This window comes from Candidatus Micrarchaeota archaeon (assembly GCA_021163225.1).
In the GTDB taxonomy this organism is placed as follows: domain Archaea; phylum Micrarchaeota; class Micrarchaeia; order Anstonellales; family JAGGXE01; genus JAGGXE01.
Window position 1 is genome coordinate 1 of sequence record JAGGXE010000048.1, and the last position, 26,442, is coordinate 26,442.

31 protein-coding genes and 1 tRNA gene are annotated in these 26,442 nt (G+C 44.8%); 14 read left to right on the top strand and 18 right to left on the bottom strand.

Translation table 11 applies throughout. The annotated features are described in order from the left end of the window. On the top strand, positions 1 to 196 hold a 196-nt coding region (locus tag J7K41_03370; protein MCD6549720.1), incomplete at its 5' end, for an archease. 32 nt (positions 197 to 228) lie between these two features. On the opposite strand, the gene J7K41_03375 is transcribed toward J7K41_03370, so the two are convergent. Together J7K41_03375 and J7K41_03380 are read right to left on the bottom strand one after the other, a co-directional pair. Then, entirely contained in the window at positions 229 to 528 is a 300-nt protein-coding gene (locus tag J7K41_03375; GenBank protein MCD6549721.1) for a hypothetical protein, read from the bottom strand. A gap of 9 nt (positions 529 to 537) precedes the next feature. Then, complete coding sequence (locus tag J7K41_03380) at positions 538 to 1,185, bottom strand: GTP-binding protein (protein MCD6549722.1); 648 nt, start codon at positions 1,183 to 1,185, stop codon at positions 538 to 540. A gap of 248 nt (positions 1,186 to 1,433) precedes the next feature. On the opposite strand from J7K41_03380, the gene J7K41_03385 reads away from it, so the two are divergent. Further along, positions 1,434 to 1,883 (top strand): hypothetical protein, encoded by a 450-nt coding sequence (locus tag J7K41_03385; protein MCD6549723.1) that lies wholly within the window; start codon positions 1,434 to 1,436, stop codon positions 1,881 to 1,883. On the opposite strand, the gene J7K41_03390 is transcribed toward J7K41_03385, so the two are convergent. Both J7K41_03390 and J7K41_03395 read right to left on the bottom strand, forming a co-directional pair. Further along, positions 1,859 to 2,476, bottom strand: a complete 618-nt coding sequence (locus J7K41_03390; protein ID MCD6549724.1) for a CDP-alcohol phosphatidyltransferase family protein — start codon at positions 2,474 to 2,476, stop codon at positions 1,859 to 1,861. The genes J7K41_03385 and J7K41_03390 overlap by 25 nt on opposite strands. A 213-nt stretch (positions 2,477 to 2,689) precedes the next feature. Continuing rightward, on the bottom strand, positions 2,690 to 3,769 hold the full coding sequence (locus J7K41_03395; protein ID MCD6549725.1) for an inositol-3-phosphate synthase: 1,080 nt from the start codon (positions 3,767 to 3,769) through the stop codon (positions 2,690 to 2,692). A 93-nt stretch (positions 3,770 to 3,862) separates the two neighbouring features. Here J7K41_03395 and J7K41_03400 point away from each other — a divergent pair, with 93 nt between their 5' ends. Continuing rightward, on the top strand, positions 3,863 to 4,201 hold the full coding sequence (locus tag J7K41_03400; GenBank protein MCD6549726.1) for a PadR family transcriptional regulator: 339 nt from the start codon (positions 3,863 to 3,865) through the stop codon (positions 4,199 to 4,201). On the opposite strand, the gene J7K41_03405 is transcribed toward J7K41_03400, so the two are convergent. After that, a complete protein-coding gene (locus J7K41_03405; GenBank protein MCD6549727.1) occupies positions 4,185 to 5,597 on the bottom strand; it encodes a hypothetical protein in 1,413 nt (470 codons plus the stop codon). The two genes, J7K41_03400 and J7K41_03405, sit on opposite strands and share 17 nt — an antisense overlap. Before the next feature lie 270 nt (positions 5,598 to 5,867). On the opposite strand from J7K41_03405, the gene J7K41_03410 reads away from it, so the two are divergent. Then, positions 5,868 to 6,062: a hypothetical protein gene (locus J7K41_03410; protein ID MCD6549728.1), complete on the top strand. Its 195-nt coding sequence runs from the start codon at positions 5,868 to 5,870 to the stop codon at positions 6,060 to 6,062. Here J7K41_03410 and J7K41_03415 read toward each other — a convergent pair. The 5 genes from J7K41_03415 to J7K41_03435 form a co-directional block, all read right to left on the bottom strand. Then, positions 6,043 to 7,095, bottom strand: a complete 1,053-nt coding sequence (locus tag J7K41_03415; protein ID MCD6549729.1) for a DHH family phosphoesterase — start codon at positions 7,093 to 7,095, stop codon at positions 6,043 to 6,045. The genes J7K41_03410 and J7K41_03415 overlap by 20 nt on opposite strands. 17 nt (positions 7,096 to 7,112) lie before the next feature. Then, positions 7,113 to 8,561 (bottom strand): PrsW family intramembrane metalloprotease, encoded by a 1,449-nt coding sequence (locus tag J7K41_03420; GenBank protein MCD6549730.1) that lies wholly within the window; start codon positions 8,559 to 8,561, stop codon positions 7,113 to 7,115. Between the two features lie 9 nt (positions 8,562 to 8,570). Beyond that, on the bottom strand, positions 8,571 to 10,235 hold the full coding sequence (locus tag J7K41_03425) for a tetratricopeptide repeat protein (protein ID MCD6549731.1): 1,665 nt from the start codon (positions 10,233 to 10,235) through the stop codon (positions 8,571 to 8,573). A 101-nt stretch (positions 10,236 to 10,336) separates the two neighbouring features. Beyond that, complete coding sequence (locus J7K41_03430; protein MCD6549732.1) at positions 10,337 to 10,999, bottom strand: hypothetical protein; 663 nt, start codon at positions 10,997 to 10,999, stop codon at positions 10,337 to 10,339. A gap of 106 nt (positions 11,000 to 11,105) precedes the next feature. Next, entirely contained in the window at positions 11,106 to 11,684 is a 579-nt protein-coding gene (locus tag J7K41_03435) for a hypothetical protein (GenBank protein MCD6549733.1), read from the bottom strand. A 146-nt stretch (positions 11,685 to 11,830) separates the two neighbouring features. Here J7K41_03435 and J7K41_03440 point away from each other — a divergent pair, with 146 nt between their 5' ends. Beyond that, the gene (locus J7K41_03440; protein ID MCD6549734.1) at positions 11,831 to 12,727 is read left to right on the top strand and encodes a hypothetical protein; all 897 of its coding nucleotides are present in this window, start codon (positions 11,831 to 11,833) and stop codon (positions 12,725 to 12,727) included. Here J7K41_03440 and J7K41_03445 read toward each other — a convergent pair. The 6 genes from J7K41_03445 to J7K41_03470 are packed head-to-tail and all read right to left on the bottom strand — an operon-like array spanning position 12,722 to position 19,842. Beyond that, on the bottom strand, positions 12,722 to 13,903 hold the full coding sequence (locus tag J7K41_03445) for a hypothetical protein (protein MCD6549735.1): 1,182 nt from the start codon (positions 13,901 to 13,903) through the stop codon (positions 12,722 to 12,724). The two genes, J7K41_03440 and J7K41_03445, sit on opposite strands and share 6 nt — an antisense overlap. Before the next feature lie 12 nt (positions 13,904 to 13,915). After that, positions 13,916 to 15,100 (bottom strand): hypothetical protein, encoded by a 1,185-nt coding sequence (locus tag J7K41_03450; GenBank protein MCD6549736.1) that lies wholly within the window; start codon positions 15,098 to 15,100, stop codon positions 13,916 to 13,918. A 9-nt stretch (positions 15,101 to 15,109) separates the two neighbouring features. Continuing rightward, entirely contained in the window at positions 15,110 to 16,363 is a 1,254-nt protein-coding gene (locus J7K41_03455) for a hypothetical protein (GenBank protein ID MCD6549737.1), read from the bottom strand. A gap of 20 nt (positions 16,364 to 16,383) precedes the next feature. Further along, positions 16,384 to 17,583, bottom strand: coding sequence for a hypothetical protein (locus tag J7K41_03460; GenBank protein ID MCD6549738.1), 1,200 nt, complete (start codon positions 17,581 to 17,583; stop codon positions 16,384 to 16,386). Between the two features lie 45 nt (positions 17,584 to 17,628). Continuing rightward, a complete protein-coding gene (locus J7K41_03465; GenBank protein MCD6549739.1) occupies positions 17,629 to 18,573 on the bottom strand; it encodes a hypothetical protein in 945 nt (314 codons plus the stop codon). 9 nt (positions 18,574 to 18,582) lie between these two features. After that, on the bottom strand, positions 18,583 to 19,842 hold the full coding sequence (locus tag J7K41_03470) for a hypothetical protein (GenBank protein MCD6549740.1): 1,260 nt from the start codon (positions 19,840 to 19,842) through the stop codon (positions 18,583 to 18,585). Between the two features lie 54 nt (positions 19,843 to 19,896). Between J7K41_03470 and J7K41_03475 the strand changes: the two genes are divergently transcribed. Together J7K41_03475 and J7K41_03480 are read left to right on the top strand one after the other, a co-directional pair. After that, positions 19,897 to 20,511, top strand: a complete 615-nt coding sequence (locus tag J7K41_03475; GenBank protein MCD6549741.1) for a hypothetical protein — start codon at positions 19,897 to 19,899, stop codon at positions 20,509 to 20,511. A 1-nt stretch (position 20,512) separates the two neighbouring features. Beyond that, positions 20,513 to 21,463, top strand: coding sequence for a hypothetical protein (locus tag J7K41_03480; GenBank protein MCD6549742.1), 951 nt, complete (start codon positions 20,513 to 20,515; stop codon positions 21,461 to 21,463). A 77-nt stretch (positions 21,464 to 21,540) separates the two neighbouring features. Here the strand turns inward: J7K41_03480 and J7K41_03485 are convergent, their stop codons facing one another. After that, positions 21,541 to 22,020 carry a hypothetical protein gene (locus J7K41_03485; protein MCD6549743.1) on the bottom strand — a complete coding sequence of 160 codons (480 nt, stop codon included), beginning with the start codon at positions 22,018 to 22,020 and terminating at the stop codon, positions 21,541 to 21,543. A 101-nt stretch (positions 22,021 to 22,121) separates the two neighbouring features. Between J7K41_03485 and J7K41_03490 the strand changes: the two genes are divergently transcribed. The 6 genes from J7K41_03490 to J7K41_03515 all read left to right on the top strand — a co-directional run bounded on the left by J7K41_03490 (position 22,122) and on the right by J7K41_03515 (position 25,499). Next, on the top strand, positions 22,122 to 22,850 hold the full coding sequence (locus J7K41_03490; protein MCD6549744.1) for a ZIP family metal transporter: 729 nt from the start codon (positions 22,122 to 22,124) through the stop codon (positions 22,848 to 22,850). 11 nt (positions 22,851 to 22,861) lie between these two features. After that, complete coding sequence (locus J7K41_03495) at positions 22,862 to 23,725, top strand: DUF460 domain-containing protein (protein MCD6549745.1); 864 nt, start codon at positions 22,862 to 22,864, stop codon at positions 23,723 to 23,725. Positions 23,726 to 23,749: 24 nt separating this feature from the next. Beyond that, complete coding sequence (albA, locus tag J7K41_03500; protein MCD6549746.1) at positions 23,750 to 24,028, top strand: DNA-binding protein Alba; 279 nt, start codon at positions 23,750 to 23,752, stop codon at positions 24,026 to 24,028. A gap of 90 nt (positions 24,029 to 24,118) precedes the next feature. Beyond that, positions 24,119 to 24,619 carry a KH domain-containing protein gene (locus J7K41_03505; GenBank protein ID MCD6549747.1) on the top strand — a complete coding sequence of 167 codons (501 nt, stop codon included), beginning with the start codon at positions 24,119 to 24,121 and terminating at the stop codon, positions 24,617 to 24,619. A 28-nt stretch (positions 24,620 to 24,647) separates the two neighbouring features. Next, a tRNA-Thr gene (locus J7K41_03510) sits at positions 24,648 to 24,720 on the top strand. A gap of 329 nt (positions 24,721 to 25,049) precedes the next feature. Further along, entirely contained in the window at positions 25,050 to 25,499 is a 450-nt protein-coding gene (locus J7K41_03515) for a hypothetical protein (protein ID MCD6549748.1), read from the top strand. Between the two features lie 9 nt (positions 25,500 to 25,508). Here the strand turns inward: J7K41_03515 and J7K41_03520 are convergent, their stop codons facing one another. Further along, positions 25,509 to 25,946: a hypothetical protein gene (locus J7K41_03520; GenBank protein MCD6549749.1), complete on the bottom strand. Its 438-nt coding sequence runs from the start codon at positions 25,944 to 25,946 to the stop codon at positions 25,509 to 25,511. 157 nt (positions 25,947 to 26,103) lie between these two features. Here J7K41_03520 and J7K41_03525 point away from each other — a divergent pair. Next, positions 26,104 to 26,442, top strand: a 339-nt coding sequence (locus J7K41_03525) for a diphthamide synthesis protein (protein MCD6549750.1), incomplete at its 3' end; no start/stop codon positions are given.

Genomic DNA, 26,442 nt, shown 5'->3' on the forward strand with positions numbered 1-26,442 from the left:
GATGGATATAGAGGGAATGGTGTTCTCGGATGTGAAGATTGTAGAACTGACGGAAGATGACAGATTTCGTGTTCGGGCAAAGGTATGGGGTGAGCATACACTACCGAAAGAATGCGTGAAGGGTGTTACATATCACATGTTGAAGGTTGAAAAGAAGAACGGATTCTGGAGGATACAAGTTTTGTTAGACGTATAAATCTGGTTTCATAGTCCTGATGAACGGTAAAATTACTCCGTCTCTTCATTGAACTGCACAAGTTCGATGAAATAGACACCCCGCTCATCTTTAACTATCAGAGGGGAATCGAACAAACGCTCAAGGTTTATGTAAAACACGCCTTTTTCGACAATGGTTACATTCTCAATCCTGTTGTCTTCAGAGGATCTCTCAGGAACTATCGGCCGTAACTCCATCTTTCTGTTATCGTTGCCGTCGACAAGCACAAATACTTTGGATCCGCACTTGCACCCTTTGTCAACAGGGTAATCATCAGGGTATTCGCGTCCGCAATTTATACATTTGAGCATGTCAACACCCTATCTCCTCTTTTTCATCTTTTTTGAAGATTTGACCGTTTCAGCAAGTTGTCTGTACAGTTGAAACATGTTTGTACCGTTGAGAGCAGACACGGGAACAACTGTATAATCAGGGAATGCCTCCTTAACGCGTTCTGGTTGCGCGTCTTCTAAATCGATCTTGTTAGCCACGATGATCACAGGTATGCCACGTGCCGCAAGGTTACCGAGCAACGTTACGTTTGCCTGGTCAACGGGGTCGCGAGTGGAATCGATGACCAACAATGCGGTATCGATATTATCCAACCATCTAATAGCCTCGATAATACCTTTTGTGGCCTCCCTTGCCCGTTGTTTAGCCTCCTCAGGATCCAGCCCATAATTAAGGAAATCCCGGTAATCGACTTTCACCGCAATACCGGGCATATCCAACAGGTTCATGGTAAGTTTGAACCCTTTAAGGTTAAGGACAACCTTCTCCTTTTTCTGAACAACACGAGTTTCATGAGGGACCAGAGACACCACGCCGAACGGTTCTCCTGACAGATCCATAGCGATCCTGTTTGCTAATGACGTCTTGCCGACGTTCGGCGCACCGTAAAACCCAAGAGATATATCCTTCTCGCGACCTAACAGTCTGAGTATCCAAGATTTGATCCTCTCAAACATAAAAGTCACCTTGCGGCGAATAAAATTTTAAGTGATAAATATTTAAAAACATTTACAAATCCAGCAGGTTTTCATGATTGCGAATAAAATCTGATTAACCCGATGTCTCATATTCTTATCCCCTCGCTTCGCTTTCCTTTTCCCTCTCCATACCTGTTTATCTTCGCATATCTCAGTGGATTGATTGCGTCGGAAGAGAAGAGGAGAGAAATCGTTTTAAAATGATAACGGGGCAAAAGTAAAAAAAGATGAAAAAGATGAAACTTGACCGTTCTCCGGCAAAACAACTATTTGTGTTGTACACCGTGCTCACATATCTGGTTGTAGTATGGTCGTTGTCAGTGAGCGGTATATCGGTATGGATTTCCCAGGGCGTTCAAGTCATTATTGCAGCAGCACTGCTAGCAACCAGAAGACTCAGCGATTGGAAACCTTCGCATCGGTGGTATCGTGCGGTTTTTATCACTTCTGCGACGATCCTTTTCGTAGCCGCGCTTTTCACCGTGCTGTTGAACGGATGGACAGGTGCATGGGTTCTCATATTGCCCTATATACTCATGGCAGTCTTATTGAGCACGCTCTACGGCAAAATGTTCGACATGTTCGCATTTGCAGGTCTGCTGGTAGTGGTAACAATAGGGACGATAGTCGGATACTACGAAAAGATGATATTCTACGAACTCGGATTCTTTTTCTGATTATTCCACACTATGCTGATCCGTTGTAGCACTGTTACAAGAGAGAGCACCACGGAGATAATTATTAAATAAACGAAGTAAACCCATCCAAAGAAGTATCCTATCATCGTTGCAAAGACCACCATGAGAACTCGTTCTGTCCTCTCGAAGACGCCACCCATCAACAGAGCGGTTTCGTGAGCAACAACATGTTTATGGTCTGCGTAAGCACGGACAAAGGAAGGCATACACGTTCCAAACAGTAGCAGTGCACCTAACCAAACATAACCTGGAAGGACCACATCCGGCAATTCAATAGTCATCAACGAAAGGATGAAGATACCTTCTACAATCCTATCAACAACACCGTCTATAAACCCGCCGAATTCCGTTACCATACCCTTGGCACGGGCTATCGCGCCGTCCAATCCGTCCATGACCCCCGCTAAAAGGAACATCACGCAACCTTCAACAATCTTTCCTTCACAGACCAACCATGCCGAAAGGACGGCAAATAAGATAGAAAGCAGCGTAACCTGATTCGGTGTGACCGGGAGGCCTGCCAACAGAAGACCTACGCTTCTCTGAATACCTTTCATCCGTTGTTTGAGCATGCTGGAATTAAACACTGTACATTATTTAAAATATATCTTCTGCTTTATCCGTGTGATTGTGAATAAATCCTGAGTAACCCAACGTGAAGAATCAAGTTTTATTACCTAACTATCTAGACTTCGTCTCTCATTCTCGCAGTACTCTTTTATCATATTCTCATACGCGTACCCCTTTTTCCGGACCTTCCCTTCCTACTTATCCCCAACTTTAAACTAACCGTTTATGAAATCCTCGATCATCCTACGTGCATCATAATCTGTGAACTGTCTGCGCGGATGTTTGAAAAGGTAAGCGGATGCAGCGTCTATCGACCCACCCATTCCCTTATCCTTAGCGATCTTTGCGAGGCGGATCGCGTCCACAACGATACCTGCCGAGTTCGATTTATCGTCAACTACCAGTTTTAAATCTATTGTGAAAGGCACGCCGGCCCACGTCTCTGCATCGATCCGTATGAAACATACCTTAGTGTTTTTTAAGAACGGCACGAAATCGCTTGGGCCGATATGAATATTCTCCTCGGACAATCTGTCCGACAACTGACTCTGGACCGATTCGGTTTTAGACACCTTCTTACTGACAAGTCTTTCCCGTTCCAACATGTTCTTAAAATCGGAATTACCGCCCACGTTAAGCTGGTACGTGCTACGGATCACGCCACCCCGTTCATCGATGAGACGGGTCAATACCCTGTGTACTATGGTTGCTCCGACCTGCGACTTTATGTCATCACCCAACACCGGTACACCGGCCTCGGCAAACCGTTCATGCCATCGCTCATCGGAAGCTATGAATACGGGTATGTTGTTAACAAAAGCAGTATTCGTCTCAATGGCTATCTCTGCCCAGAATTCTGTCGCCTTTTGAGAACCTACTGGAAGATAGTTTACCAGCACGTCCACCTTCTTATCCTTGATCTCCTTTATAATCTCTTCTCTGAGCGTATCCATGTCCTTGGTCTGTTCGACAGGTCTGAACCAATCCTCCACAAACCTTCCGACACCGTCAAGACGTGGTGATTCTTTAACGATAACACCAGATTTGGGCATGTCTTCCACGTAACGGACAAAATTCGGATATGCGTACTGTGCATCCGTCAGGTCCTTACCGACTTTCTCTTTAGAAACATCCCATGCCGCAACGAATTCGATGTCCGACCATGAATAACCGCCCATCGTTTCATGCATGAGACCGACCGCCGTCTTACCAGTCCTTCTGTAGTACTCTATTCCCTGGTACAACGCCGCAAAACAGTTTCCGACACCTATCACACCGACCCTAATCTTACCCATTCATACCACCTACGAACTTGTTTTACAAATTAAAAATATTTTATTTTTATAAAATAATAAATGTTTAAAAAAGTTCCGAACCGTTTTTATTCGATGGAAGAACTTGCAGAGATGATACAGGACGCAGACACCGACCAAATGCATCATTCAATAAAAGTTCTGACAAAGGGTAACCTATGGCCGTACATACTTTCGTTGATGAAGAAAGAAGGCAAAGTATATGCTTACAACCTCGATAAATCTGTAGAATTGCGGTTCGGGTTCAAACCGAGTAAAATTATGCTGTACCTAGTTCTTTACAGTCTGGAAGAAAACGGTCTTGTGACTTCTTCTTATGTTAATCGGAGAAAATACTACAGAATAACAAAAAAAGGGATCAGAGAGTTGAATAGATTTAAAAAACTCCTCAAGATCATCAGCGACAAACTTTAGGTTTTATCAGATAATATACGACACCGACCTCTTTAACACCGGTCGGCTCGACAACGATGTAACCGCCGAAGCGGTTTTTGATAATGCTGACATACCATTCGTAGGAGGGTTTGTTTTCCAGATCGTTCAACAGTACCGATACAACCTCTGCACTCCAATCACCGGAACTTACATTATACCCTATGCCCAGTTCTACGGTATTTATAAGAAATACTTTGCTTCCCCCACCTATTACTGTTTTAGCATCCTTTGCGTCGGAAAAACGTCCCCGTACACCGAGTTTAACAGAAAACGGTTCACCGTATCCGAAAACAACCCGGTAGTTCGGACAGTTATCATAGATGATGCCTCCACCAAAATGGAATTTCTTTACACTGATATAGGTATAGAACTGATAACGGTCCGTGGACGGACTCGTCCCAAGAGAGACCTGTAGACGGAGATTGTTCCGACGGGCACAGGGAACAACATACCTTTCGCTTAACGGTTCCATCCTTCTAAAACGCGGTGGAGTTTTCGTTGAGGGCTCGATGTCCGTATAGTTCGGCGGTTTTACCTCAGTAGTATCTATCACAAAAACCGAAGATTTCTCTTCCTGATGCGTACCTTGTTTTTTTGACGCGTGCGTTCCGGTTTTCGCACCTGAGATCTTCTGCCGCCTCTTCTTACGCGTTCTCCGCGCATACTCGGTAAGCGATACACCTCTCTTCTCGATCAAACCTTTCAACCTCTCGATATCTTCGAGTAGGTCCCTATACACACTTTCCGGGATACCTTCCTCTTTAAAGATATCGATGATCCCTTTCATGTGAAAGTATTCATCGACCAACGTCTCTGTATCAGGAACTGGTTTATTGAGATTATCTATGAGCACGTAACCTATGGTTCGATGGACCCCTCTCCTTCTCGGAACTTTGAACTCATCGTAAAAGACGGCGATGTCGTATCCAACCACACGCAGCACACTATCGGCAACAGTACCTGCCGAATCCCAATAGAATCCGTCAACAGGAATGAGCATCCATTTGTACGGTGTCTTCAGATCTATTACTTTCATAAAAAACGGCACATCTTCCTTTTTCAGGATGTTGAGTCTTTCGATACGACCTTTACCAACCCGAGTGGTATCACTGTAATCCCAATCCTTCATCTCCTCAAAACCGACCAAGAACGGGTCTGCAACATTCTGACTCGTCCCGCCAGAACTCGAACCCAAAAGGATTGCAGAGGAACAGATAATCGAGGATATGGCGATCCTTTTGAAAAACTTGGACACCGACCTGATCCTTTCCATAGCATTTCTTTTAACCTTTGCAAACGTTCTGTCTTTTGAGACGTTTTTCGATGAAGTATCCTTTCCGAACCCACTGCAACCGCCAGGTTTCGTATGAATCATACGATTAATATTGCTCGTTTCACATATTTAAACATATCCGATGACATAATCCACTTACGATGTAAATAAATCCCGAGTAACCCGGTCAGAGAATCAGTTTTTCTATAAACTCCATCTTCTCATTCTCACCCGGTTCTCATATTTTTACTTCATCTTACCTTTTACTTCAACCTTCTTCCTTTCCTCATCTATGCGTTTGTTGCATCATCGGAAACACACTCCTTCGTGTTGTTTATAAAGCGGGGGTGTGAGAACGCTCCGGGTGATACAATGAAATTGCGTGTAGAAGGTCTGAAACCGTCGGAATTGGACACCATCATCGGCAGATTAGCAAGGTTGGGTTATGAATTCGTATTTGAGGTAACCCCTCAGGGGACGTATGTACGCGTAGATCGGAGAAAACAGAAAAGAAAGATAACCATAAGTTATCCTCACCTCCCACAACTCAGGTTCTTTCATCCCTAGCCATAATACTTTTCAGGTACCGTGTAGCGGTCCTGAGACATACAGTCAAAAACTCATCCAAACGCTTATCAGAGCAATTCTCCAGGGATACGCCTAAGGCATAGGGATGTCCTCCAACACTACCTTTCAACCCTGTTTCTTCAAGCGCTTTATTGACGATTTTTAGAAGGTTCACGTGTACAAAACGCGCGCGTGCGGACACGCGCGCGTTTTTCTGTTTTATCGAACCCACAAATACAACGTCCGCAAACCCCGAGAGAGCGGTTGTAACGCTACCTTCGTTGGAAGGTGCACGTGCGGCTACGATGATGACGTCACCGGCAGTATCGTATTTTATAGTTCTACACGCCTTTACGGTATTGACCTTATTTGTCAGAGAAAAGTCATGGGTCAACCTGACCAGTTCCTCAAAAGATTTATCGGAGACCTTCAACAGTTCTGCTATTATTTCGAACAGTTCGCTGTTACCTTCTCTCAAACCCATGGTATCGTCCAGGATACCAAGAAGTACGGCTGTGGCGATACCTGGGTCCATCTTCGGGATAAGTGTGGAAAAATATTTATCGGAAGATGGGGACTGCCCGGACTGTCGGTTATAGAGATAATATATAATCTGGGTAGTTGAATACGCATGCGGCAGAACAACCTCGACCTCAGCATCTATCGGATCATCTGCATAATCGTGATGGTCAATCACAATGTACGCGGAAGAAAGACCTGACAACAACCTTCTCGACCTCGTATCCACTACGACGACCGGTCTGCCTGAGGATTCTATTTCCGAGACATCCATATACTCAACAGGCAATGCCAGTAACTCGGCAACACGTTTACCATGCGCCGATAAGTTATCCATGGAAACCACTTCCGCATTATGCAGTATCCTTTTCAGGAGATAGGCCGAACACACCGCATCCGGGTCGCCGTGGGAATGGAAGGTGATAATACAGTTTCTATCTGTCATTGCACTGAGCCTATCCAACGCGTTTGCCAAACGGGTAACCGTCTGTTCGATATCGTCTCCGGCCGTCATGATACCACCCTCCTACTTCAACCGACCTCCTCAGCAGCTTCCTCGGCATACTCCTTATGCGAGATCAGGTACACCACAATAAACATCACCGTAAGGACCATGACGAACAACGGATTGAATATAAACGGCAACCCCAAGACGCTTTCCATCTCACGGATTGTACCATCCATCATAGCAGTAAGGTTGAAGAGGGAATGGAGGGGTACAACGATGAGGAATGCGGAAACCATACCTATCACCAGATACTTCCCACTGTGAGTAATAGATCTGACATATCCGATGAGGGCTCCTCCGAACCCTGTGATAAACCCGTGGGCTAACGAATTGAAGAACGACCTGTAGATGATAAGCTGCATCCAGACGCTCAATCCCAATTCAAACGGATTGGTCTTTGAAGCAAAATAGAACCAGTTCTCTATGAACGAAAACCCGATACCTACGCTTGAACCCAAAATCAGTCCGATCACCGAATCTCTGTACTCCGGATGTCCTGACAGAAGAACCGGTCCCATCAACTTAACGAGTTCTTCGACAAGAGGAGCGATCAGGACCGCGCTGATGAGCATCCCTGTGTGACGGTCGAAGTTGGGTAGCACCAGATCGTTTAACCAATAGTTTCCCAAGAACGCAAGCACGGCAGCGAACGCCCCCCAGAAGAACATGGAAAAGAAGAATCTTAGCGGTCTTCTCTCAAGCGTCCAAAGGAATGCAAGATAGATCATCGGAAAGAGCAATGCTGCAACACCGCTGAACAACGTAATTTCAAACTCCGTATAACTGAATTCCGTGTTTATTATGTAAGAAAAGGCCAGAAGACAACCACCTATCTCCAGGACCCAGATCAACGGATCCATCATCATATCGGCTATCCTTTCACCTATCGGTTTACCCGACACCTTAGGGAAAAAGAGGTTCTCAGTAGTATACTGTGTGCCGAATGGGTCTAAAAAACGGTAGTGATAAGCGCTTTCGATGAGTAATAGAAGAACGAGAATGATTATCAATGTTATCAAAGGTACTACCAGGATATGGGTCTGTAACAGAGACCTGTAAACATTTGATTCGTACATGCTCCAATCTTCGACTAAAGTGAACAGTTTACCTTCGGTAGCATTATCTGTCAACACGATTCCGTAAACGGTTCTATGAAAGGTTTCGCCGGGATACTTCACTGTGATGTTAACTACTGCAGTGACGTATGCATAAGGTTGGACAACACCCAACATCTTTACCGGTATCAATTCCTCGCCTTCAACCTTCATCAGATACATTATGTAACTCTCAGGGTCAGTGTTGTTGACACGAACCGTAACAAGGATATTATCCGGGGAAGAGTTAAGACTGGTAGATGTAACGTTTATCGAAATCTTATCAGAGGGTTTCATTTCGTAAACGCTGTACGGGTAAACGGTTCCGATTACGGATGACAACACAAGCAGTATTACCAAGAGATGCAGAATCCTCATCAAACCCACCTAAAAGGGTATAGGGAGATACAATGCAATGATTCTGACGAGTTTGTTGAACAGTTTTACGTACCACCTGTTCATACGTTTGATGGCTTTTAGCAGTTCTCTGAACGCATACTTTTCAGCAGGACCTAAAGGACTCTCCGTAATCTTTATATGCTCTTTACCGTCTACGATCGTTTTCTCTTCCTGTTGACCTATCTGTTTCTTGGCCTGTGCATACCACGGCGGCAGCGAAGATTTCACCTTCTTAATCGCCTTTATAAAATCCGATGTTGTGACAGGTCTCTCCTTACCGGTTTTGAACGCCTCCTTCCAAGGTATGGCGGAGGCCTCGTCCACCACCGCCTTCAGATCCGCTGCTGAATAACCGATTGTTGCGAGAGCCAACCTGTTCCAAGCGATATGTTTAGCCAATGGTCGTTTTTTAGCATGAAGTTTAAGAATGGCTTTTCTGGCAACAAACGACGGTTCCGGCACGTATATGGTCTTACCGAGTCTACCGCTCCTTCTCAATGCCGGGTCGACATCCCAAGGCGCGTTCGTAGCACCTACAACGAGCACGTTCTCGTTCGCGGCCTCTATACCGTCCATCTCGTACAACAACTGGTTAACCGCGGCGCGCATGTACTGACCGCTCTGTCCCAACTGGTCACGTCTCGCACCTAAAGAATCTATCTCATCGATGAAAACGATACACGGCGCATTCTTACGCGCTGTTTCGAATATTGCATGTATGTTCTTCTCGGTACCTCCCACGTACTGATCAAGAACGTCAGAAAGTTTAACGTTTATGAAACTTGCTTTACATTCACCTGCCGCCGCCTTCATCAAATACGTCTTACCGCAACCCGGCGGACCGTACAACAGGATTCCGCCACCGCCGAGTTTTCCGTACTTCCTCGCCAAATCCGGTTTAAGCAAAGGATAGACAATATGGTCTTTTAACACCTCTTTGAGTTTTTCCATGTCAGCGACATCTTTGAACGTGACCTTAGGTTTACTTAACAGATGAACCGTGCTCGGTGCCTTGCCCTCTTCACCGCCGCCGGTCACGGGCAGATTGGCGCGGACACCGCCTTTACTCTTTGCCAATTCGAGATGCTGTTTGGCTTCGGTAAGGTTTGGGTTGATCTCCAGGGCCTTCTGATAATCTTTGATAGCATTGTCCAGATCACCCATATAATCGTAGGCCAAACCACGGACATGATAAGCCTCGGCAAAGTTCGGATTGAGTTCGATCACCTTTGAGAAATCGTCAATTGCCGATTCGTAGTTTTCAAGACATGCGTAAGCCAAACCTCTGTTGTAGTAGGCTTTAAGATACTTCGGATTAAGGGTGATGGCTTTGTCATAGTCTTTTATGGCGCGTTCAAAATCCTGTTTACGATAATAACAATCACCACGGTTGTTGTATATGACGGGGTTGTTCGGGTCGAGTTCCAAAGCTTTGGTATAATCGGCTGCTGCTTTATCGTAATTCTTAAGATGATAGTAGGCCAACCCTCGGGCGAAGTATGCTTCCGAGAAATTCGGATTAAGGATTATAGCCATGTTATAGTTTTCGATCGCCTTTTCGTAGTTACCTCTCTCAAAGTATAGATTACCTTTGTGATAGTAGGTTCTTGCGTCCGGTGCGCCCCTCCGCTCTTTAACCATGGTATCACTCAAAATAATTTTTTACACATTGTTTAAAATTCTTTTTATCAACATTGCATACTCGGCACAACTGCATTTATAAAAAATTGCAAAAGCACGTTACCGAATACTTTTTATTCAAATTCATGGGAATGGTTGAAAAAGAAGGAAGGACCGATGGCCTGCATGTCTACACGTTTTTTAAATCCGCAACGTTCGTAATCGTTGAGGATGAAGGGATGGAGAGAGAAAAAGGGTACCGTTACAACATAGTCTTCAAATTTGGACATCGCTGCGGACCCGAGATAATGCGAACTCTGCCTTCTCAAAGCGGTTCTCGCCTCGGATTTGGAAACGTAATGAAAGGGATGACTGACGAATACGAATTCTATACGATGACGTTCAACGTTTTCAGTCTTTATATTGAGCAATTCTACGTAACCATCGAAGGAGATACGGATAAAACCCTCAGAAGACGCTCCGGAAAGAGATATATTATATTCGTGTTTGTCTATCACGAGTTCGAGATAATGCGTATAAGAACGTTCTCCAGGGTCGGGATGTTTGGACAACAGAAGCAATCTTCCGTCTGGCAACACTGTAACAGTTCTAAAAGAGTTATGTCGCCAGACGATCGGCCAACGTTCTTCGTCTACAAACATATCCTGAAAATATTTTATAGGGGATGGTTGGGCAACCCTAACCTCAAACAAAGGACGGTCAACGGACAACAGATTAGGAACATCTCTCGACCTAAAGAGCACCGCATCTCCAGAGGCGACTGAGTTGTTCAACATCCGTTTTTCTTCTTCGAGAGATTTTTGAAGTTTTGACTTGAAAGAGGAGCATGAAAGAAAGGAACATATCTGGCACATAACAACCCCGTTAAAACTTTTTCTACATCTACACAACGGTTATCTCGTATCCATCTATAAATGACGACAACCAAACCTTGACCAACGTCCGATCGCTATCCGTTATGTCCTTTCCATCCTTTCTCCGTATAGTCACTTTGACCTTATCTTTTTCCGTTTCCGTATCACAAAGATATCCCTTGAACTCGCACAGGGATTTTACAATCTGACCTATGTCCTCTTCGATCCGTACAACCTTAACCGTATATTTCAGGTCGCGTCCGGACAACGGATGGTTGAAATCTACTACAACGCGTCCACCACCGACCGTTTTAACAGTACCGCGGAGGTTATCAACATCGACCACGAGTCCGGGGTAAGGACGAACATTATTCCTCAGGAATTGCTTCAAAGGGATTATGTTTATCAAGTCTGGACGTCTCTCACCGAACGGTTTTTTTGCCAATACTTCGCCTGTCGAACCAGCACCCGCATTCTTCAAAAACGTCTTCAGCTCTTTCGGTATTGGAGATTTTTCCACGTTTACCGGTAGAGGAGAATCGCGTTCTTCGTACACCTCGCCTGTGTCAGGGTCTGATACCGTATAGATTATCCAATACAGTTTCATACAGGATCACCCAGGATACCAACATAAAATTGCAACCGGTCTTTGTCTTCAATTTTCATATCAGGTTAGATTTATAAAGATGTCAGTATATTTTAACTACCGTCAAGCAGACATCTTGCATCTACAAAGGATAGGGTGGGCTAACGATGAAGAAAGACCTTCTGAAGATTTTTGCAATCCTGATAGGTGTTGTCTTCCTGCTTGAAGCAGTGGCCATACCTTTGATCTCGCACCATCGGACAGCGAACAAAGATGATTCTGGAGACATGAAAGGAGGTTATATAACCGTTAATATCAATGCGACCCTGTCGTCGTACTCCAGTTACATCACCGTAGAAGGTCCGTTGTCAGAGATAAAAGACAAGAAGGATGAATGGAGGGAAAAGGGTTTCATAACATCCGAAACGCATGTTACCGGGAACAGTACCATATTCAACCTTATCGATGATTCGGTAGTGTTAGATATATCACAGTACCTGCTCAATCACGGATTTGATGTCCGTTCTGAAGCAACTTTTGAACTGCCGGATAAGATAGGAAACATCACCGCTGGCAATGTGGTGAAACTGAAGACCACTCCGATATACCGGATAGGGTCCGCGGTACCGCTTTCGATAGTGGGATATGTGGAGAACGGGGAACTGGTAACCGTACTGAAAGCGGAGATGTTACCTAGCAGAAAAACATTTTTGGCGAACGCAACTGTTACGGAAGTCCTTTCGGTCAGAAAGAACGGGTCGTCTGTCAACGTATCCTGTTCTGATGTAGGACCTGGGGACAGTGTCAAAGAAAGGCTTAGGGTCATTATCCGTAGAAACCCTGCCCAAGGTCTTTTTGTCGATACGCCTATCGAACTGGTAACCGCTACAAACGGAACATGCTTTGACAAGGGAGATAATCTGACACTCAATATCGATGCGGTGTTATCCGACGGTAAGATCGAACGTATAGTGAAGTATTCTGTTGTAGAAGAAACCGAAGGGGTAACTGAAGACAAAGGCAACGAATCGTACATTGAGAACGTCAGCGTAAATGAATCATAACAACTTGATTAATCCTTTACCTATCTCTCCGAGTTCTGCACCCAACATCATACCGAAGGATCTGATGAACGTGTAAGTAATGGTGAGCGCTGCAGCAGGATACGCGAACACTACAAGGAAATACTCTTCAAGCCTACCGGATAACGCGTCGAGCAGTGAATCGATCTTCCCCTGTTGATAAAGGTAGAACACCACATCCTTGTACGTACCTATTGTAGAAACATCTAAACAGGTCACATCGGCAACCTCTCTAAGCTCTTCGTAACCCGGTACGGTTTCTAAACTTGATTCCTGAACCTGAGAAGGAGTTATGCCCGATACGTACATCAGCATCAGATAACTCAGAGGAAAAACAAACAGAAAACCCAATGAAATCGAGATGAACATCGCTCCCATACCCCTCGTACCAGGAAACGCACGCATCGCTATACCTGTCGGCAACATGAACGTGGCGATATAACCAGAGAACTTAACCAGTTCTATCAAGAAATACTGGAGGAAGAGTAAGTTGGCAATAAGCTCAGCACCGTACTTGAACGTTTGCGGTATTGCAGAGAGTAATATATAAACGATCAGAGGTGAAGCCAATGTAACGATAGGAAGCATGTACCAATTGAAACTTCCTGCAAACGGTAACCTCTCGGCAATGCCGCCCACTCCGACCTTCTTTAACAGACCTGCACCGGCAAGGAACAGAGCACCTACCCCGACAACAGGTAATACGGCCGAACCGCCGCCTACGACCAACGCTGTGTACAGGTTGACCCCCCATCCGCTGATGTCTACCTCAACATTACCCAACGCACCTAACACTATCGCGAACAACGCGACTACAGAATAATCCGTCCTCAGAGCATCTGCTATGTTCTCCATGGCCACGATGGCCGAAACCTGCGGGTCGTAAGATGTCGGCTGATTTACCAGGAAACTCGATGAAGAAGGAACAACTCCTGGGTTAAACAATGCGTATGAGACGACACGTCCGAGAACCATGAACGCTAAACCGATCGCCAACATGAACACTACTATGAACGCTGTCACGAACAGTTCTACGTACTCGCTCTTAGTCCATCGCTCCAGTTCTTTCAAGTTGAACGAACGTGCTATCATGTACAGTACGGTGGTAAGACCGGACATGCCCATTATCGTTATCACGGTTATAACCAACCAGTTCATAATCACCCACCATCACAACATCCTGGTAAGGTTACGGATGTCAACCTCCGCACCCAACAATCTTGAAAACTCACGTGTGCCAGCAGCCACTATGATAAAGTCTAACAAAGGTAACACTGCAGTTACCAGGACCACTATCATCACCGTCTTCATCAGTAACAGCCAAACACTCGATACGATGAAACTGACGGATTCGACAACCGCATCGTCAACGACCATGCTCCCCATGTCCGGTGCCAAAGGATTGGTACCTCCTGATCTGAAGAACTGGAACATTGCGTAGAACGGGTCTTGGAGAATGTTGAGCACGTCCAGAGTAACACCTGTCGATACAATAGATACAGATGTACTCAACACCTCAAATGTTGTCTTTATCAGGCTTTTCATATACTCCGGAAAACTGGTGCCTGTAGGCACCACTGATGCGACCATCATATGGTTCAGACTGAGCAGGAGCGGGTAGAGAAAACCTAAACCCAGAGATAACCCTATCATCGCGCCTCCGAACTTTCTAGTGGGCATGAAACATCTAAGTAATACTCCTACTGGGAGGATCACTCCCAGGATGATATTGAACGTGTAGGTAAGTAATGCATACTGAGCAAGCGTTGTAGCCATGCCTGCGATGAGACCGGATTGAGCAGCACTGACAGCGAAATCCAATGTGTTCAACCCTTCTAACGGAGAGAGTTCTTTGACAGATACCCCCCCTATGAAAGGTACACCCACACCTAAATTGATCTGCGTGTTAGCCAACATGTTGTAGGCTGCACTGAACATCGATACGCCTGCAAAACCGACCATCTCCCAACCCAACGTTTCCGTCAGATACTGATAACTCGTGTTTATCATGTTGGATGGAGGGGTGTATCCCGGATAAGTGAAGAAGAAGGATAAACTCCCTTTGCACATGAATTCTACAATGCTCGCCAGTACCATGACGAGAAGGAATGTAGCCGCAACCTGAACCAGTTCGTATTTGGTCCATACCTCCATCTTCGGCATCGAAAACAGTTTTGAAACAAGGTAGAGGACAACGTACACAGCGAACCCTATGAAAACCGCTATCACGGACCGGGTTATCCAAGGTGCCATATATCCCGTCCCGCCGCATACTGAGGTTGTGGGGATATCTGCATGAACAACACTAACCGTAACGAAGAACAAGACCAATGCAGTACCGAACGACCTATCCATACGAACCACTTATATCAAACTCATCAAAGATTCAAAACTCATGTCAGACCCGAAGAAAGATGCAAGATTCTTCAACAGGGTAAAGTATATGAATATCTTAAATATCAGCAGTCCGAGTGTGGCGACCACTATTAGATATGCCAGGTCGGGTAGCAACAGTGTGACGATGTAGTAATACATAAGAGCGAACATGTTACCTATGGAGGCAGGGCATATCACAGAACCTATGAAAAACTTGCTTGACACGGCAAGGTTCAACACGGATTTCAGGTTGTTCGATACCACATCCAACGCTACATCGATATGCTCGGTGAAAGGAGTGGGTTCTGAGAACAGTTTTGACGCGTCGCTCTGTATGTCTCTGTAATACGCAACGGTTTGGCCGGGGTCTAACCCGTAGTGTGCAGTAACGATGACGTTGTCTATGTTGAGAAGCAAGGGCAGTACGAAATACGATACCAGAGCAAACGACATGAGTCCGCCTCCCAAAGACCTCGTAACCGGGAAAGAACGGAATATTATGCCCAAAGGTAAGAAAACCGAAAGCGCGGTTTTGCTTATAAAACACAATAGAAACTCTATACCTACCCATGACATCATGGAAGGTCCGATCAAAGATGTTATCCAATCAGAAACCTTGGATAACGGGTTCATGGCGGTCTTAATCTTGGAAGTTACTGAGAAGAACTCGCTAATTTCGATGGAGTATTTCCCGGAACCGAACATCCTGTACAGTACGTTCAGTTGTAAGAGTTGTTTTGTCAGTTTTGCGAACGTATTCCTCATCGTGAAAGAGTATATCTGCGCGGTCTGCATCAGTGTGCAACCGCCGTCTGCGGCACCGCAAGCGGTGCCGCATGACGGCGGTGCACACGTCGGATTGTTCGTTCTCCCTATCTCGATAAGCATCGGGATCAATCCTATCAGAATGAAAAGTATCAGTAGAGAAACTAACAACTGTGTTGACTCGCTTTTACTCCACGCCACCAGAGACGGTACGTTCAACGCAGTACCTATCATATAAACCGCTATCACTATCATCCCTACCAGAAATATGCCGGTAACGCTCTTGACTATCCAATCGTGTCCTGCGTACATCGGGCCGCGTTCTTCAATCTCGCACATCTTCCAATGCATGTAAAAATCTGGGGGCAGGTCAAAGGCAGAAACCAAAGATGGTAAGAGCATAAGCACTAACAGCCCTACCTGAAACAGCCACTTTATCGGCAGACCGTTGCAATCATCGGTCGGTATTACACGCATACCATACACCTTATCTAATCTCACAGGAAGTAAGATAATCCCGCAATCTGGACATCGCCTCCGAACAAAGGACTCAATGCTTTGATGGTCGCAAGGACTGCAAACAACGCAATAAGCAACACAACCAACGTCAGCATAGTAATCCTGGCAACCATGTGCACCAGACCGTTCTCGCCGAGTAGATAACCACCTTTATTCGTCACACTGCCCTTTACATAGTTCCAACCCACTTCAAAGAACCTTCTAAACCCTCTGAAGAAAAACGTTGTATAATCTTTAATCTGTGTGAAGATATTACCTTCATCGATATTCGATGAATCTAAAGAACCCGAGGATGACGAGGAAAGCGGTTCGTACAGTTCTTTCCATCGGTCCATGTAAGGCACCACCTTTGATGAACCCGTGCTTTCCTCGATGGCTATAAAATTGTTCGTTTCATAGATGGCACGGTGTCCGAGTATCAACACGAACGGACCTGCATAGTACAGGGCAAGTGCAGAAGCGATCAACAAACCACCAAGTTTTCTGGTAAAGTAGAACGACCTCAACACCAAACCGCTGGTAAGCAATGCTGTGAACAATACCTGGGAAAGGAGATTAAGCGAGAACTTCAACATCTTGTATATTAACAATTCCTTGGAGAGAATGTTGTACATGTTGGTTATGATATTCTCCTCAAATTCCAACGCATCGAGTAAAGTGGCCGTAATACGTGTGTTACGGACTCTAAACTTCAATTCCGTAGATTGGATTATACCTACAAATTCCCTGAGTTCCATTATGTAATACATCGTATTGGTTACCAACCATTCAGACCTATCCAAATAAGCCATTGCCACACAGATATGGGATGGGTAATGATAGTTACCGGCATGGTATAAACAGGTAACGTTCGAACCTGTAGTGTTGAGCGCTACTCCGATGTCTCTGTAAGAAATCGTGCTGGAGACGTACGACGAAAACGGCGAGTTCGGTGTGCTGTAAACGTCAAGTGCAGGGACCAGTGAATCGAACAGGGAACCGGTTATGTTTATCAGGCCTAAGATGACGATGAGCAGGATTACGCTGTAAACTGCTTGGGCAACTTCGTTCTTGGACCGCGCCATCACGTTTTCGTCACGAACACTTCTCCCGAGTAGATACACGGCAATGCTACCGAATACGGATAACATCGCGGTTACGATTACCAATCCTATACCGCTTATCATGATGGAGTCCATCTTCAAAACCCAATCCGCCTTTTTTCGTTTTTCGTGTTCAAAGTTTTAATCAAAATTCATAATAATAATCTTTTGCATCGTCCGGATGAAGGTCATCGTAATAACAATGCTCAAGGTCGGTAGCATTAAACCCGCAAAAAACAACATCGATAACCAATTCATGACCTTTACGAAAGAAACGTACATCGCATTTTTAACCACAAACGCGAAATAATCCCAGATCTTCTTTTCCGGATTACTTGTGAACGGGTTTTCGAACGCTGCATCCACACCAGACTGAATGAGTCGGAGGTTTGTCTCGCGTATGGAAGAGTACGCGTAATTATGCAACAGATAAGTGGTGGGGAACACAACATAGAACCCTATGGCAACCGCTATCATCAAACTTCCTGCGTTGCGGGTATTGGGAAAAATGCGAAGGAACAGTCCTACGGGTAACACGAGAGAAAACATAGTATGCTGGAAGATTATGAGACCTACACTCTGCGCAATGATACTTGAAAAAAGCGGGAATATCAAGACCATGAGGAGATAATCGGTTGCGCTGTTCATAGTGGAAAGGTCGGCGAAAGGTCTGGTGGCGCTTACATCGAGGAACATGTTAACCACTGGGATGTGCCCCAATATTTCAGTGAACGGGTCCAAAGGCACAACTACCGCTGAAAGTGTTGCCAAAGCATACTTGAAAAGAAAGAAGGCATAAAACCCTTTGAAAGCATCGCTCTCGACCGTTTTTATGTATTCCAACGCAGCCTCGAACGGATCCTGTCCGGTGTAATCGTGCACGAGTTGGTAGACCACCTGTGTCCCACCGACTATGATGAAGATGAGGAGGATCGACCAAACAACCTGCATCCCTTCATCCTTAGCAAAGGTCAACCATTTCGGGTTCACGACCCTTGAAAGCAGATAGGCAATGATGGACAGTATCCCCATGAGAAAGACCGGTGGAAGCGACATCGTTATTGCAAGGGTTAACGGGTTGGACATATTCACACCTCAAACCAATTTCCTAAGTCTTCCTAAACCTAACAGGGATTTCTCGCCTCCCAAAGCATCGGACAACGAAACGAAGAACGTTTCCACCAATACCCAATCGATAAGTATGCAGAGTAGTGCGAACATCAATCTGTTGGCAGAATATGCGATCACATCAACAGTATAATCAAAACTGCTTTCCATAACTTCTGATGTGCGTGCGTAATCACCGTTTATCATGTCTACAACGACCTTTGTCAAGGGCACGGCAACTATCCTTAAAGCCTGGTAGACACCGTAGGTACCGCTTATCACATCCATTACCAAATCTATCGTACCTGTTACAATCTTTAACGGTATCTTCAATACTGTAAAGAACAGTTTGGTCACTATGCTCAGTGCACCTCCCAACACTCCACCCAGATTTGATTCTAGGTGATTTTCGATATCGTTTTGAAGGCCGTTCAACTGGTCGTACACTTCCTCAAACAACGGAGTGGGTGAGATGAGGTCGCTGCACAGGTCTATCACCTGATCTTTGAATGTGAGATAAAAGTTGCTGCCCGACTCAGCATAGTAGGGTGGCCGTTCACTCAGATATGTTACATCAGCCCAGTTAAAATTCTGATACAACCATTGGTCGAAAAGTATGGTGACCGGCAGAACGAAATATCCCGCTATGGCGAGCGCTATCAGCGATGACCCGAGTTTTCTGGAGAACGGGAACGCGCGGAATATTATGCCCATGGGAAAGATTACCGTGAACGCAACATCTTTAAAGAGCTCTAATATAGCCAACATAGAAAGGAAGGCCAAGGAAGTGACCATTCCGTAATCTATCGCGGTTGACAGTGTAGATGCAGGTAACGCTAACGTTTTGAAAGGTTTAACACCGCCTCCGAACACCGCACCGACGCTTATCTTCATGTCAGAATATGCGCCCAACACTGCTTGATGCGTCATCAGGTCCCGGTTCGTGACAAGGGTGTCGATGTACTGCTGTCTTAAGAACGTCTCAGCAGCGTTAAAATAAAGAGGGTCGCCAGGAGTTGATGGTAACCCGGTCAATGCGTTTATCAACTGAGAAACTATGCGAACGAGTATGAACATACTAAAGGCTATGATGAGAACGGTCTTCACAAACTCCTTAAACTCGGTTCGTGCCCAACTCTGCATAGAAGGGTATTTCATTCCATAGGATATGATGTACGCTAAGGTGGCGGCGGCACCGCTGATCAATGCTCCGATTATTGAAACAACATAAGCAAACACAGGTATCATTCGCCTAAATATTCAATCTAAAGGTTTATAAAAATGAAGTTTTCTAATATCATCATGGAAAAGAAGAAAAGGAAACCGATGAAGACGAAGTTTAGACAGGTAGCGTCTATTTCCTTGATGCTTCTGAATATGAGCACACAGGCTTTCTCTTCACCGTTGACAGAGCCTATGCCGCAGGAACCGCAATCTCTCCAAAGGGAGGTACCGGAAAGCACCGTAGAAGAGTCGACTCTGATCACCAGCAAAACCAAAGTCACAGAATCGTACAAATCAGGTGCCTTGTCTGACAAATCTAAAGAGATCATGTTCAAACTCAAGTTGTTCTATGAATCTATGCCGTTCGCGGCAGGTTCTATGATTGTCGATTACTACAAAGATGCACCCGAAAAAGATAGAGGGTTTTTCGATATGAAACTTCTGGAGATGGTTGACCGCTTAGAAAAAGATAGCATGTACGACCTGGCAGGTGCGCTCTGCATAAACCATGTTAACACTAACGGTAAACTGATGAGCACTACCACCGTCCTCATGTATCTTAAACTCGCAAAAAAAGAATTCAAAAAAGCATCCGCCTATTTCGATAAGATAGGGAATCAGAGAACTGCCCGGTTTTACGACAATTCTGCTAAGGAGGTTGATAAGATCATAAAGAAGTTGGGAGGGGAATGATATGGTAAACGAAAGGTTGATGAAAAAAATCGAAAAAGAAGAAGAATTGCCGATGATGACCGATTACGCTAAAACCCTTTACGACCAAGCCCCTCTGGCAACAAAGTATAAGGAAATAGAAGATCTGTTCAACAAGATCGTCGATGCGGCTAATAAAGGAGAAATGGAACAATCGTATGCGTACGGTGCATTGATGGTCCTGGGAACCAATTGTGAAGATTTATACCTGAACAAAGGTTCTGTAAAAGCGTTAAAACTGGCTGCAAAGATATACGACAAGGCGGCAGGATATGCAAGATACGCCAAATACCGTGCCCATGCAAGAAAAGCGTCCGTCCTTATGGCATTGGCCAACAACGAAAAGGTGGATATTCTGGAAAGGGCGCAGTACGCTGAAGAATCCGCCAAAGCGGTAAGCACCGCTATCGAGGAGAATGACGGTAATCCGATATCGGTACCGTTCGGGCATAAAACGGTCCTCCTGACCGACGCAGATGTAGGTTCGAGGTACGCGTATGCGGCAGAACTCTATCTGCAGAGCGGGATGAAAACGTATGAAAAGGACGTAAACGCTGCGTACGACCTTTACGTGAATGCGTTACAGGATGCGGTAAGAAGCGGGCATCTGGAACTTGCCGAAACGGTTTTCAAAAGGATGCCTTATGCATACAGTTTCAAAACGTTGGCAGCGATAATACAGGACGAGACCATACCTATCGAGATCAGGAAGAGCGAAGCATTGATAGATATGTTCAGGGAGAGTGCTATCGGCATTCTTGAGCCGTCCATCTATGCGGGATTCGACCAGGAAAAGGTTGCAAAGGATTTTCTCAGTACGCTGAGTGTTACGTACAACTCTGTCAGAGATAGAACGCTTAAGAAGGAGTTGAAATCTATCGAAAAAGAGGGTGTACAAAAATATTCATACGTAAAACAATATATGAAAGAGTAAAGGTTGTTTAGAAAGAGGCGGATGATGAAAGAGGTGATCGCTGACCTCGTGATGAATGACGAGCGGACTGACGCCTTTTATTTTGTTTTTCTTACCAGGGTTTCTGACTTTTTTCTGAATACGTAAACGAGCAGTATTAGAACGAAGATGAGTATGGATAGAACTACGCTTTTCTCGAGACCGAGAAGGTTACGTAAGGCGAATAAGATGGAGAAGAAGAAGGTCAAAAGATAGGGTATAAAACCGACACTCATGAACCAATGGTATCTCAGAGCAAACTTGCGCGGGTTGTGATAAGGAAATTCGATATGATGGTATATGACCGGTAAGGAAAAGATCCCGACGGTCAGAACGCTGCATATGAGAGAGGCTATCAACAGAGACCTGTCCAAAGGGTCAGAGACCTCGTGATTGGCTGAAACGGAAAGCAAAAAACCGAACAGTATACCTGCGATAGCAATTATTGTACGCGATTCCGATATTACGGATGAAATAACCTCTAAGGAACGCTGGTTTTCCGAGATCAATCTGTGTTCTTCATCAGAGGATCGTCCCATGAGATGAACTAAATCAAAAACGTTTTTATAATTTGCGTATTCGGTTCAAACGAAAAACGTCTGAACAAAACAGATATAAAATTTTGGTGAGTTAAAAAATCATGTCGATATTGATCCATATACTCCTCTCCTCAGCGATGATAAGCGCGATCTCCCTCGTAGGTGCATTGACCCTTGCGGTAAAGGGGATACGACGCTCCGTAATAAAACCGCTCATCGCATTCGCAGCAGGTACACTGATGGGCGGTGCGTTTATTCATCTGCTGCCAGAGGGTCTCGAAAACATAAGCCCCAGACTTTTTGGAATTGTGTTTCTGATCGGATTTTCGTTGTTCTTTCTGACTGAGAGGATCCTGCGATGGCATCACTGTAGAGAAACCGACGAATGCGTTAAGACCGTCGGTAAGATGAATCTGTTGGGTGACGCGTTGCATAATGTTACCGATGGAATCATATTGGCAGCAACGTTCATGACAGATACCACTCTTGGTGTGGTGACCGCTTTAGCGATAGCGTTTCACGAGATACCGCAGGAGATAGGAGATTTCGGTGTTCTCCTTTACTCAGGGTACAGACCTAAAAAGGCACTGTTACTCAATTATCTGGTTTCTTTAACAATCTTCATGGGCGCAATACCAACGTTCTATCTTGGTAACATTGTAACTGGGTTGGTGCCCGTTCTGATACCGATAAGTGCTAGCAGTTTTGTGTACATCGCTGCTTCGGACATTCTACCTGAACTGAACAAAGAACACGGTAAAGAATCAGCTCTGTTATTCGTCTGCTTTTTGATAGGTATCGGTTTGATGTATGCTATAACGTTGCTCTGAGGGATAAGAACATGCATATCATAGTAGGCATAGACCCTGGCACCACGGTAGGTATCGCTGCAGTAGACCTTACGGGGAACGTTGTAAAAGTAATAAGTAAAAAGAATGCTGAAAGAAGGGACGTTGTACGTATGATAGAGAGGATGGGAACACCTGTTTTGGTCGCATGCGATAAACGTGTTGCTCCGGAATACGTGGTCAAAATCGCCGCATCTTTTAATGCGCGGTTGTACGTACCCGGTCATGACCTGACCGTTTCGGAAAAAGAAAAGCTTACGAAAGAGTACGATGTAAAGGATGACCATCAAAGGGATGCTTTAGCCGCTGCGCTTAAAGCCTACCATGTTTACGAAAACAAGTTCAGACAGATAGACAGCCTTACGTATTCTAAGGATACCAAAGAACGTATGAAAGTGCTTGTCGTTTCAGGTACTCGGATGTCCGATGCGTTGATCACCGCACCGGAACACGTGAAAGCCGAAGAGGTAAAAATCAAAAGAAAAACCGTAAAAAGGGAGAAGACCCTGACAGAATACATCGAACGGATACAGAGACTCATAGACGAATCGAACGAACTCCGTAAAGCCCTCGAAAGGGAAAGGATGAAAAGCAAAAGGCTCGAAGAACAGGTGATAAAGATCAAGCAGGAACGTATGAGAGAGGTGTACCGGGACAGAGAAATAAAACGGCTTAAGGCGGAAATAAGGAGGTTGCGAAAATTGATCGGTGAACTCGTTAAGAAGAAGCGAAACACGCATAACCGAAAGACAGGTTCGACGAAAGAAAAGGGTAAAGGGGATGGGGAGGATTTAAAAAGATTACTAGATAAGATTATAGACAACTATCGTAGAAAACGACAAACAAAGTTATCTTAAAACTGTGAAAAAGGAGGTGTAACTATGGCAGATAATGAAGACAACGTGGTTTACGTAGGGAAGAAGAACATCATGGGATACGTACTGGCAGTAGTGACCCAGTTTAACAACAACGCATCTACAGTAGTGATAAAGGCAAGGGGAAAAATGATATCCAAAGCAGTAGACGTGGCAGAGATTGTCAGGAACAGGTTCATGCCGGATGTGAAAGTGGACAAAGTGGAAATCAAAACCGAAGAACTTACATCAGAAGACGGGTCCACATCCAAAGTGTCCGCAATCGAGATACATCTGGCAAAATAAAATCCTTTAAAATTTTTCCTCATCCTTCTTTTTTCGTTCGAATCTGTGGGGAGAAATTATTTTATAGAACTTCAGATTAATAAACTCAATATGAAATTCCCGATATGCTTAAAATGTGCTAAATCCGATACCTTGTGCGATTCATGCGAATCAAAACTCCGTAACGGTGAAATAACCGAGTTAGACGTAAGGATATCAAGGTTGCTGTTGGAGATTCATAAAGTCCACAACATCACAACCGCATCGTTCGAACACGCTTACGACTTTGGAGACACTGTTGTGATCTTCACTAAAGGCGATGTCGGTGTGCTGATCGGACGTAAAGGCGCGGTTGTGTCGAGGTTGTCCAAAGAACTTAAAAAGAAGGTCAGGATAGCGCAACTGCGTTCGGATTCTCATAAAACCATCGAGGACCTGGTTGCACCTGCCAGACTTTTAGGGATCAACATTGTTTACACTAAAGACGGCGAATACCACAAGATAAGAATAGATAGGAGGACGGCGCATAAACTTCCAGTGTCCATACCAACATTAGAACGTGCTGCAGCATTACTTTTAAAAACGAAAAATATTAAAATAACCTTTGAATAATCTGAGATGGTTTTTCCTCAAAATGAGAGCCCCAGTAGCTCAGCTGGTAGAGCGCTTCCTTGGTAAGGAAGAGGTCGCGAGTTCGAATCTCGCCTGGGGCTTTTTTGTTTCGATACTGTTAATCCGTATTACCGTAGTACATGCTCCGAATGCATGTGACCCTTTCAATCCCTGCGGATGTAACCCTCCTGTTAAGACGGTTGATGTTCATCTACCGATTCAGGGGCAAGCAGTCATCCGATACGAGGAGAAGGAATTCGGAATAATAGCAAGGAGTTGTTCAAAACTTTTCGACAGGGATAGGGTGGAGCCGTAATATACGAAATAATACTGAAATGGTGGAAAAATTTTGTGGAAACTCTCAAGCATCTGTTTTGAGGTTTCTTATCCGAGCAAAAGTTTTAATTGGTTTCTGCATAACTCTTTACTGATGAAAGGTCAGGTTGCTACTGAATACCTAATCCTGTTGAGCATAGTGCTGATAGTTTCGTTAGTTGCATTGGGAACGATCGGAGACGTACCGAAACTAACCCGCGGGTTCGGAACAGCGGCGTTCTCCGAATTCTGGAACAATGCAGAGATCGCTATTCAGGCTCACACATTCTATGCCAACGGAACGGTTGTCATGATCGTCAAAAATAACAAAGCTTATCCTATACACATCAATTCCATCGAGATAGACGGACAGGCATGCCCAACAGACGTTACGCTTTATCCGGGAAGGTCGGAAACAGTGTTCTTACATTGTAGCGGGTCGGGTTCGCCGGGCGGACGTTATTCCAAAAAGGTCTCTTTCAGATACGAAGACGTCGAAAACATAGATAGAGGCGAGTTTGTCTATGCCCCAGAAATAAAGTTAACGGGTATCTATGAAGAATAAAGAATGTATTCAGACGCGTGTGATACTAACCGTTGTCCTGTTCACAGATTGGATCAAAAAGGTGTTTATCCCTGGTTTGACATTGCCGAGACCTTCACCTTCCAACTGGTAATCGGTTACACGGAATACATCGTTCAACCCTGCATCTGTCCTAACACTCATTATAATCTCACGATCGGTGACGTTGAAGCCTTCAAATGTTGGCGGGACATAAACGTCAACATAGACGGCAGAACCGGAACCGGTTGCACCTACTATATTGACTTCGTTTGCGAGACGCGAGACCGCCAGGTTCGCTTCGGAGAGTGCATAATCGGTTCTTCCCACATTCGATTGATAGGCCACCAAAGTCAACCCCGGAATAAGGAATGCTATAATAAGACCTATGATGACGGAAAATTCAACACTCACCTGACCTTTCCGCATGGTTACGTGAAAGTACTTCATGAGGATATTAACCACCGTAATATTTTAAATACAATCGCAAAATCCTCCCATCTTAACACGCGATCAAATAAACATCGGAGGGTAGCTTATCAGATGAAACAGCGGTTTATATGGAAAACATAGAACGAATTTTAAAATGAGATGCACAAATAAAACCATGAAGATCCTCATCCAATTCCCTGAAGGGCTCAAACCAAAAGCCATGCAACTCGCTAACAAATACAAGACTGAGGGAGAGGTGTACCTGTCAGGACCCAGATGTTTCGGAGGTTGCGATATAGCCTTTAATGAAGCAAGGATGATAGGCGCGGATAAGATTATCCATTTTGGACATGCACGGTTCCCGATACCCGAGGAGATCAGGGAGAGATACAAAGACATAGAGGTCGAATACGTAGAATACTCCATCGAAATAGATGAAAAATTCCTGGACAGGGTGGTCGAATATCTCAAAAACCATAGGATAAAAGAAGTAGTAGTGGTAACAACAGTTCAA

Coding starts and splice junctions, on each gene's coding strand:
- J7K41_03375 (MCD6549721.1), bottom strand. CDS start 528: ATGCTCAAATGTATAAATTGCGGACGCGAATACCCTGATGATTACCCT.
- J7K41_03380 (MCD6549722.1), bottom strand. CDS start 1,185: ATGTTTGAGAGGATCAAATCTTGGATACTCAGACTGTTAGGTCGCGAG.
- J7K41_03385 (MCD6549723.1), top strand. CDS start 1,434: ATGAAAAAGATGAAACTTGACCGTTCTCCGGCAAAACAACTATTTGTG.
- J7K41_03390 (MCD6549724.1), bottom strand. CDS start 2,476: ATGCTCAAACAACGGATGAAAGGTATTCAGAGAAGCGTAGGTCTTCTG.
- J7K41_03395 (MCD6549725.1), bottom strand. CDS start 3,769: ATGGGTAAGATTAGGGTCGGTGTGATAGGTGTCGGAAACTGTTTTGCG.
- J7K41_03400 (MCD6549726.1), top strand. CDS start 3,863: ATGGAAGAACTTGCAGAGATGATACAGGACGCAGACACCGACCAAATG.
- J7K41_03405 (MCD6549727.1), bottom strand. CDS start 5,597: ATGATTCATACGAAACCTGGCGGTTGCAGTGGGTTCGGAAAGGATACT.
- J7K41_03410 (MCD6549728.1), top strand. CDS start 5,868: ATGAAATTGCGTGTAGAAGGTCTGAAACCGTCGGAATTGGACACCATC.
- J7K41_03415 (MCD6549729.1), bottom strand. CDS start 7,095: ATGACGGCCGGAGACGATATCGAACAGACGGTTACCCGTTTGGCAAAC.
- J7K41_03420 (MCD6549730.1), bottom strand. CDS start 8,561: ATGAGGATTCTGCATCTCTTGGTAATACTGCTTGTGTTGTCATCCGTA.
- J7K41_03430 (MCD6549732.1), bottom strand. CDS start 10,999: ATGTTGAACAACTCAGTCGCCTCTGGAGATGCGGTGCTCTTTAGGTCG.
- J7K41_03435 (MCD6549733.1), bottom strand. CDS start 11,684: ATGAAACTGTATTGGATAATCTATACGGTATCAGACCCTGACACAGGC.
- J7K41_03440 (MCD6549734.1), top strand. CDS start 11,831: ATGAAGAAAGACCTTCTGAAGATTTTTGCAATCCTGATAGGTGTTGTC.
- J7K41_03445 (MCD6549735.1), bottom strand. CDS start 13,903: ATGAACTGGTTGGTTATAACCGTGATAACGATAATGGGCATGTCCGGT.
- J7K41_03450 (MCD6549736.1), bottom strand. CDS start 15,100: ATGGATAGGTCGTTCGGTACTGCATTGGTCTTGTTCTTCGTTACGGTT.
- J7K41_03455 (MCD6549737.1), bottom strand. CDS start 16,363: ATGCGTGTAATACCGACCGATGATTGCAACGGTCTGCCGATAAAGTGG.
- J7K41_03460 (MCD6549738.1), bottom strand. CDS start 17,583: ATGGACTCCATCATGATAAGCGGTATAGGATTGGTAATCGTAACCGCG.
- J7K41_03465 (MCD6549739.1), bottom strand. CDS start 18,573: ATGTCCAACCCGTTAACCCTTGCAATAACGATGTCGCTTCCACCGGTC.
- J7K41_03470 (MCD6549740.1), bottom strand. CDS start 19,842: ATGATACCTGTGTTTGCTTATGTTGTTTCAATAATCGGAGCATTGATC.
- J7K41_03475 (MCD6549741.1), top strand. CDS start 19,897: ATGGAAAAGAAGAAAAGGAAACCGATGAAGACGAAGTTTAGACAGGTA.
- J7K41_03480 (MCD6549742.1), top strand. CDS start 20,513: ATGGTAAACGAAAGGTTGATGAAAAAAATCGAAAAAGAAGAAGAATTG.
- J7K41_03485 (MCD6549743.1), bottom strand. CDS start 22,020: ATGGGACGATCCTCTGATGAAGAACACAGATTGATCTCGGAAAACCAG.
- J7K41_03490 (MCD6549744.1), top strand. CDS start 22,122: ATGTCGATATTGATCCATATACTCCTCTCCTCAGCGATGATAAGCGCG.
- J7K41_03495 (MCD6549745.1), top strand. CDS start 22,862: ATGCATATCATAGTAGGCATAGACCCTGGCACCACGGTAGGTATCGCT.
- albA (MCD6549746.1), top strand. CDS start 23,750: ATGGCAGATAATGAAGACAACGTGGTTTACGTAGGGAAGAAGAACATC.
- J7K41_03505 (MCD6549747.1), top strand. CDS start 24,119: ATGAAATTCCCGATATGCTTAAAATGTGCTAAATCCGATACCTTGTGC.
- J7K41_03515 (MCD6549748.1), top strand. CDS start 25,050: ATGAAAGGTCAGGTTGCTACTGAATACCTAATCCTGTTGAGCATAGTG.
- J7K41_03520 (MCD6549749.1), bottom strand. CDS start 25,946: ATGAAGTACTTTCACGTAACCATGCGGAAAGGTCAGGTGAGTGTTGAA.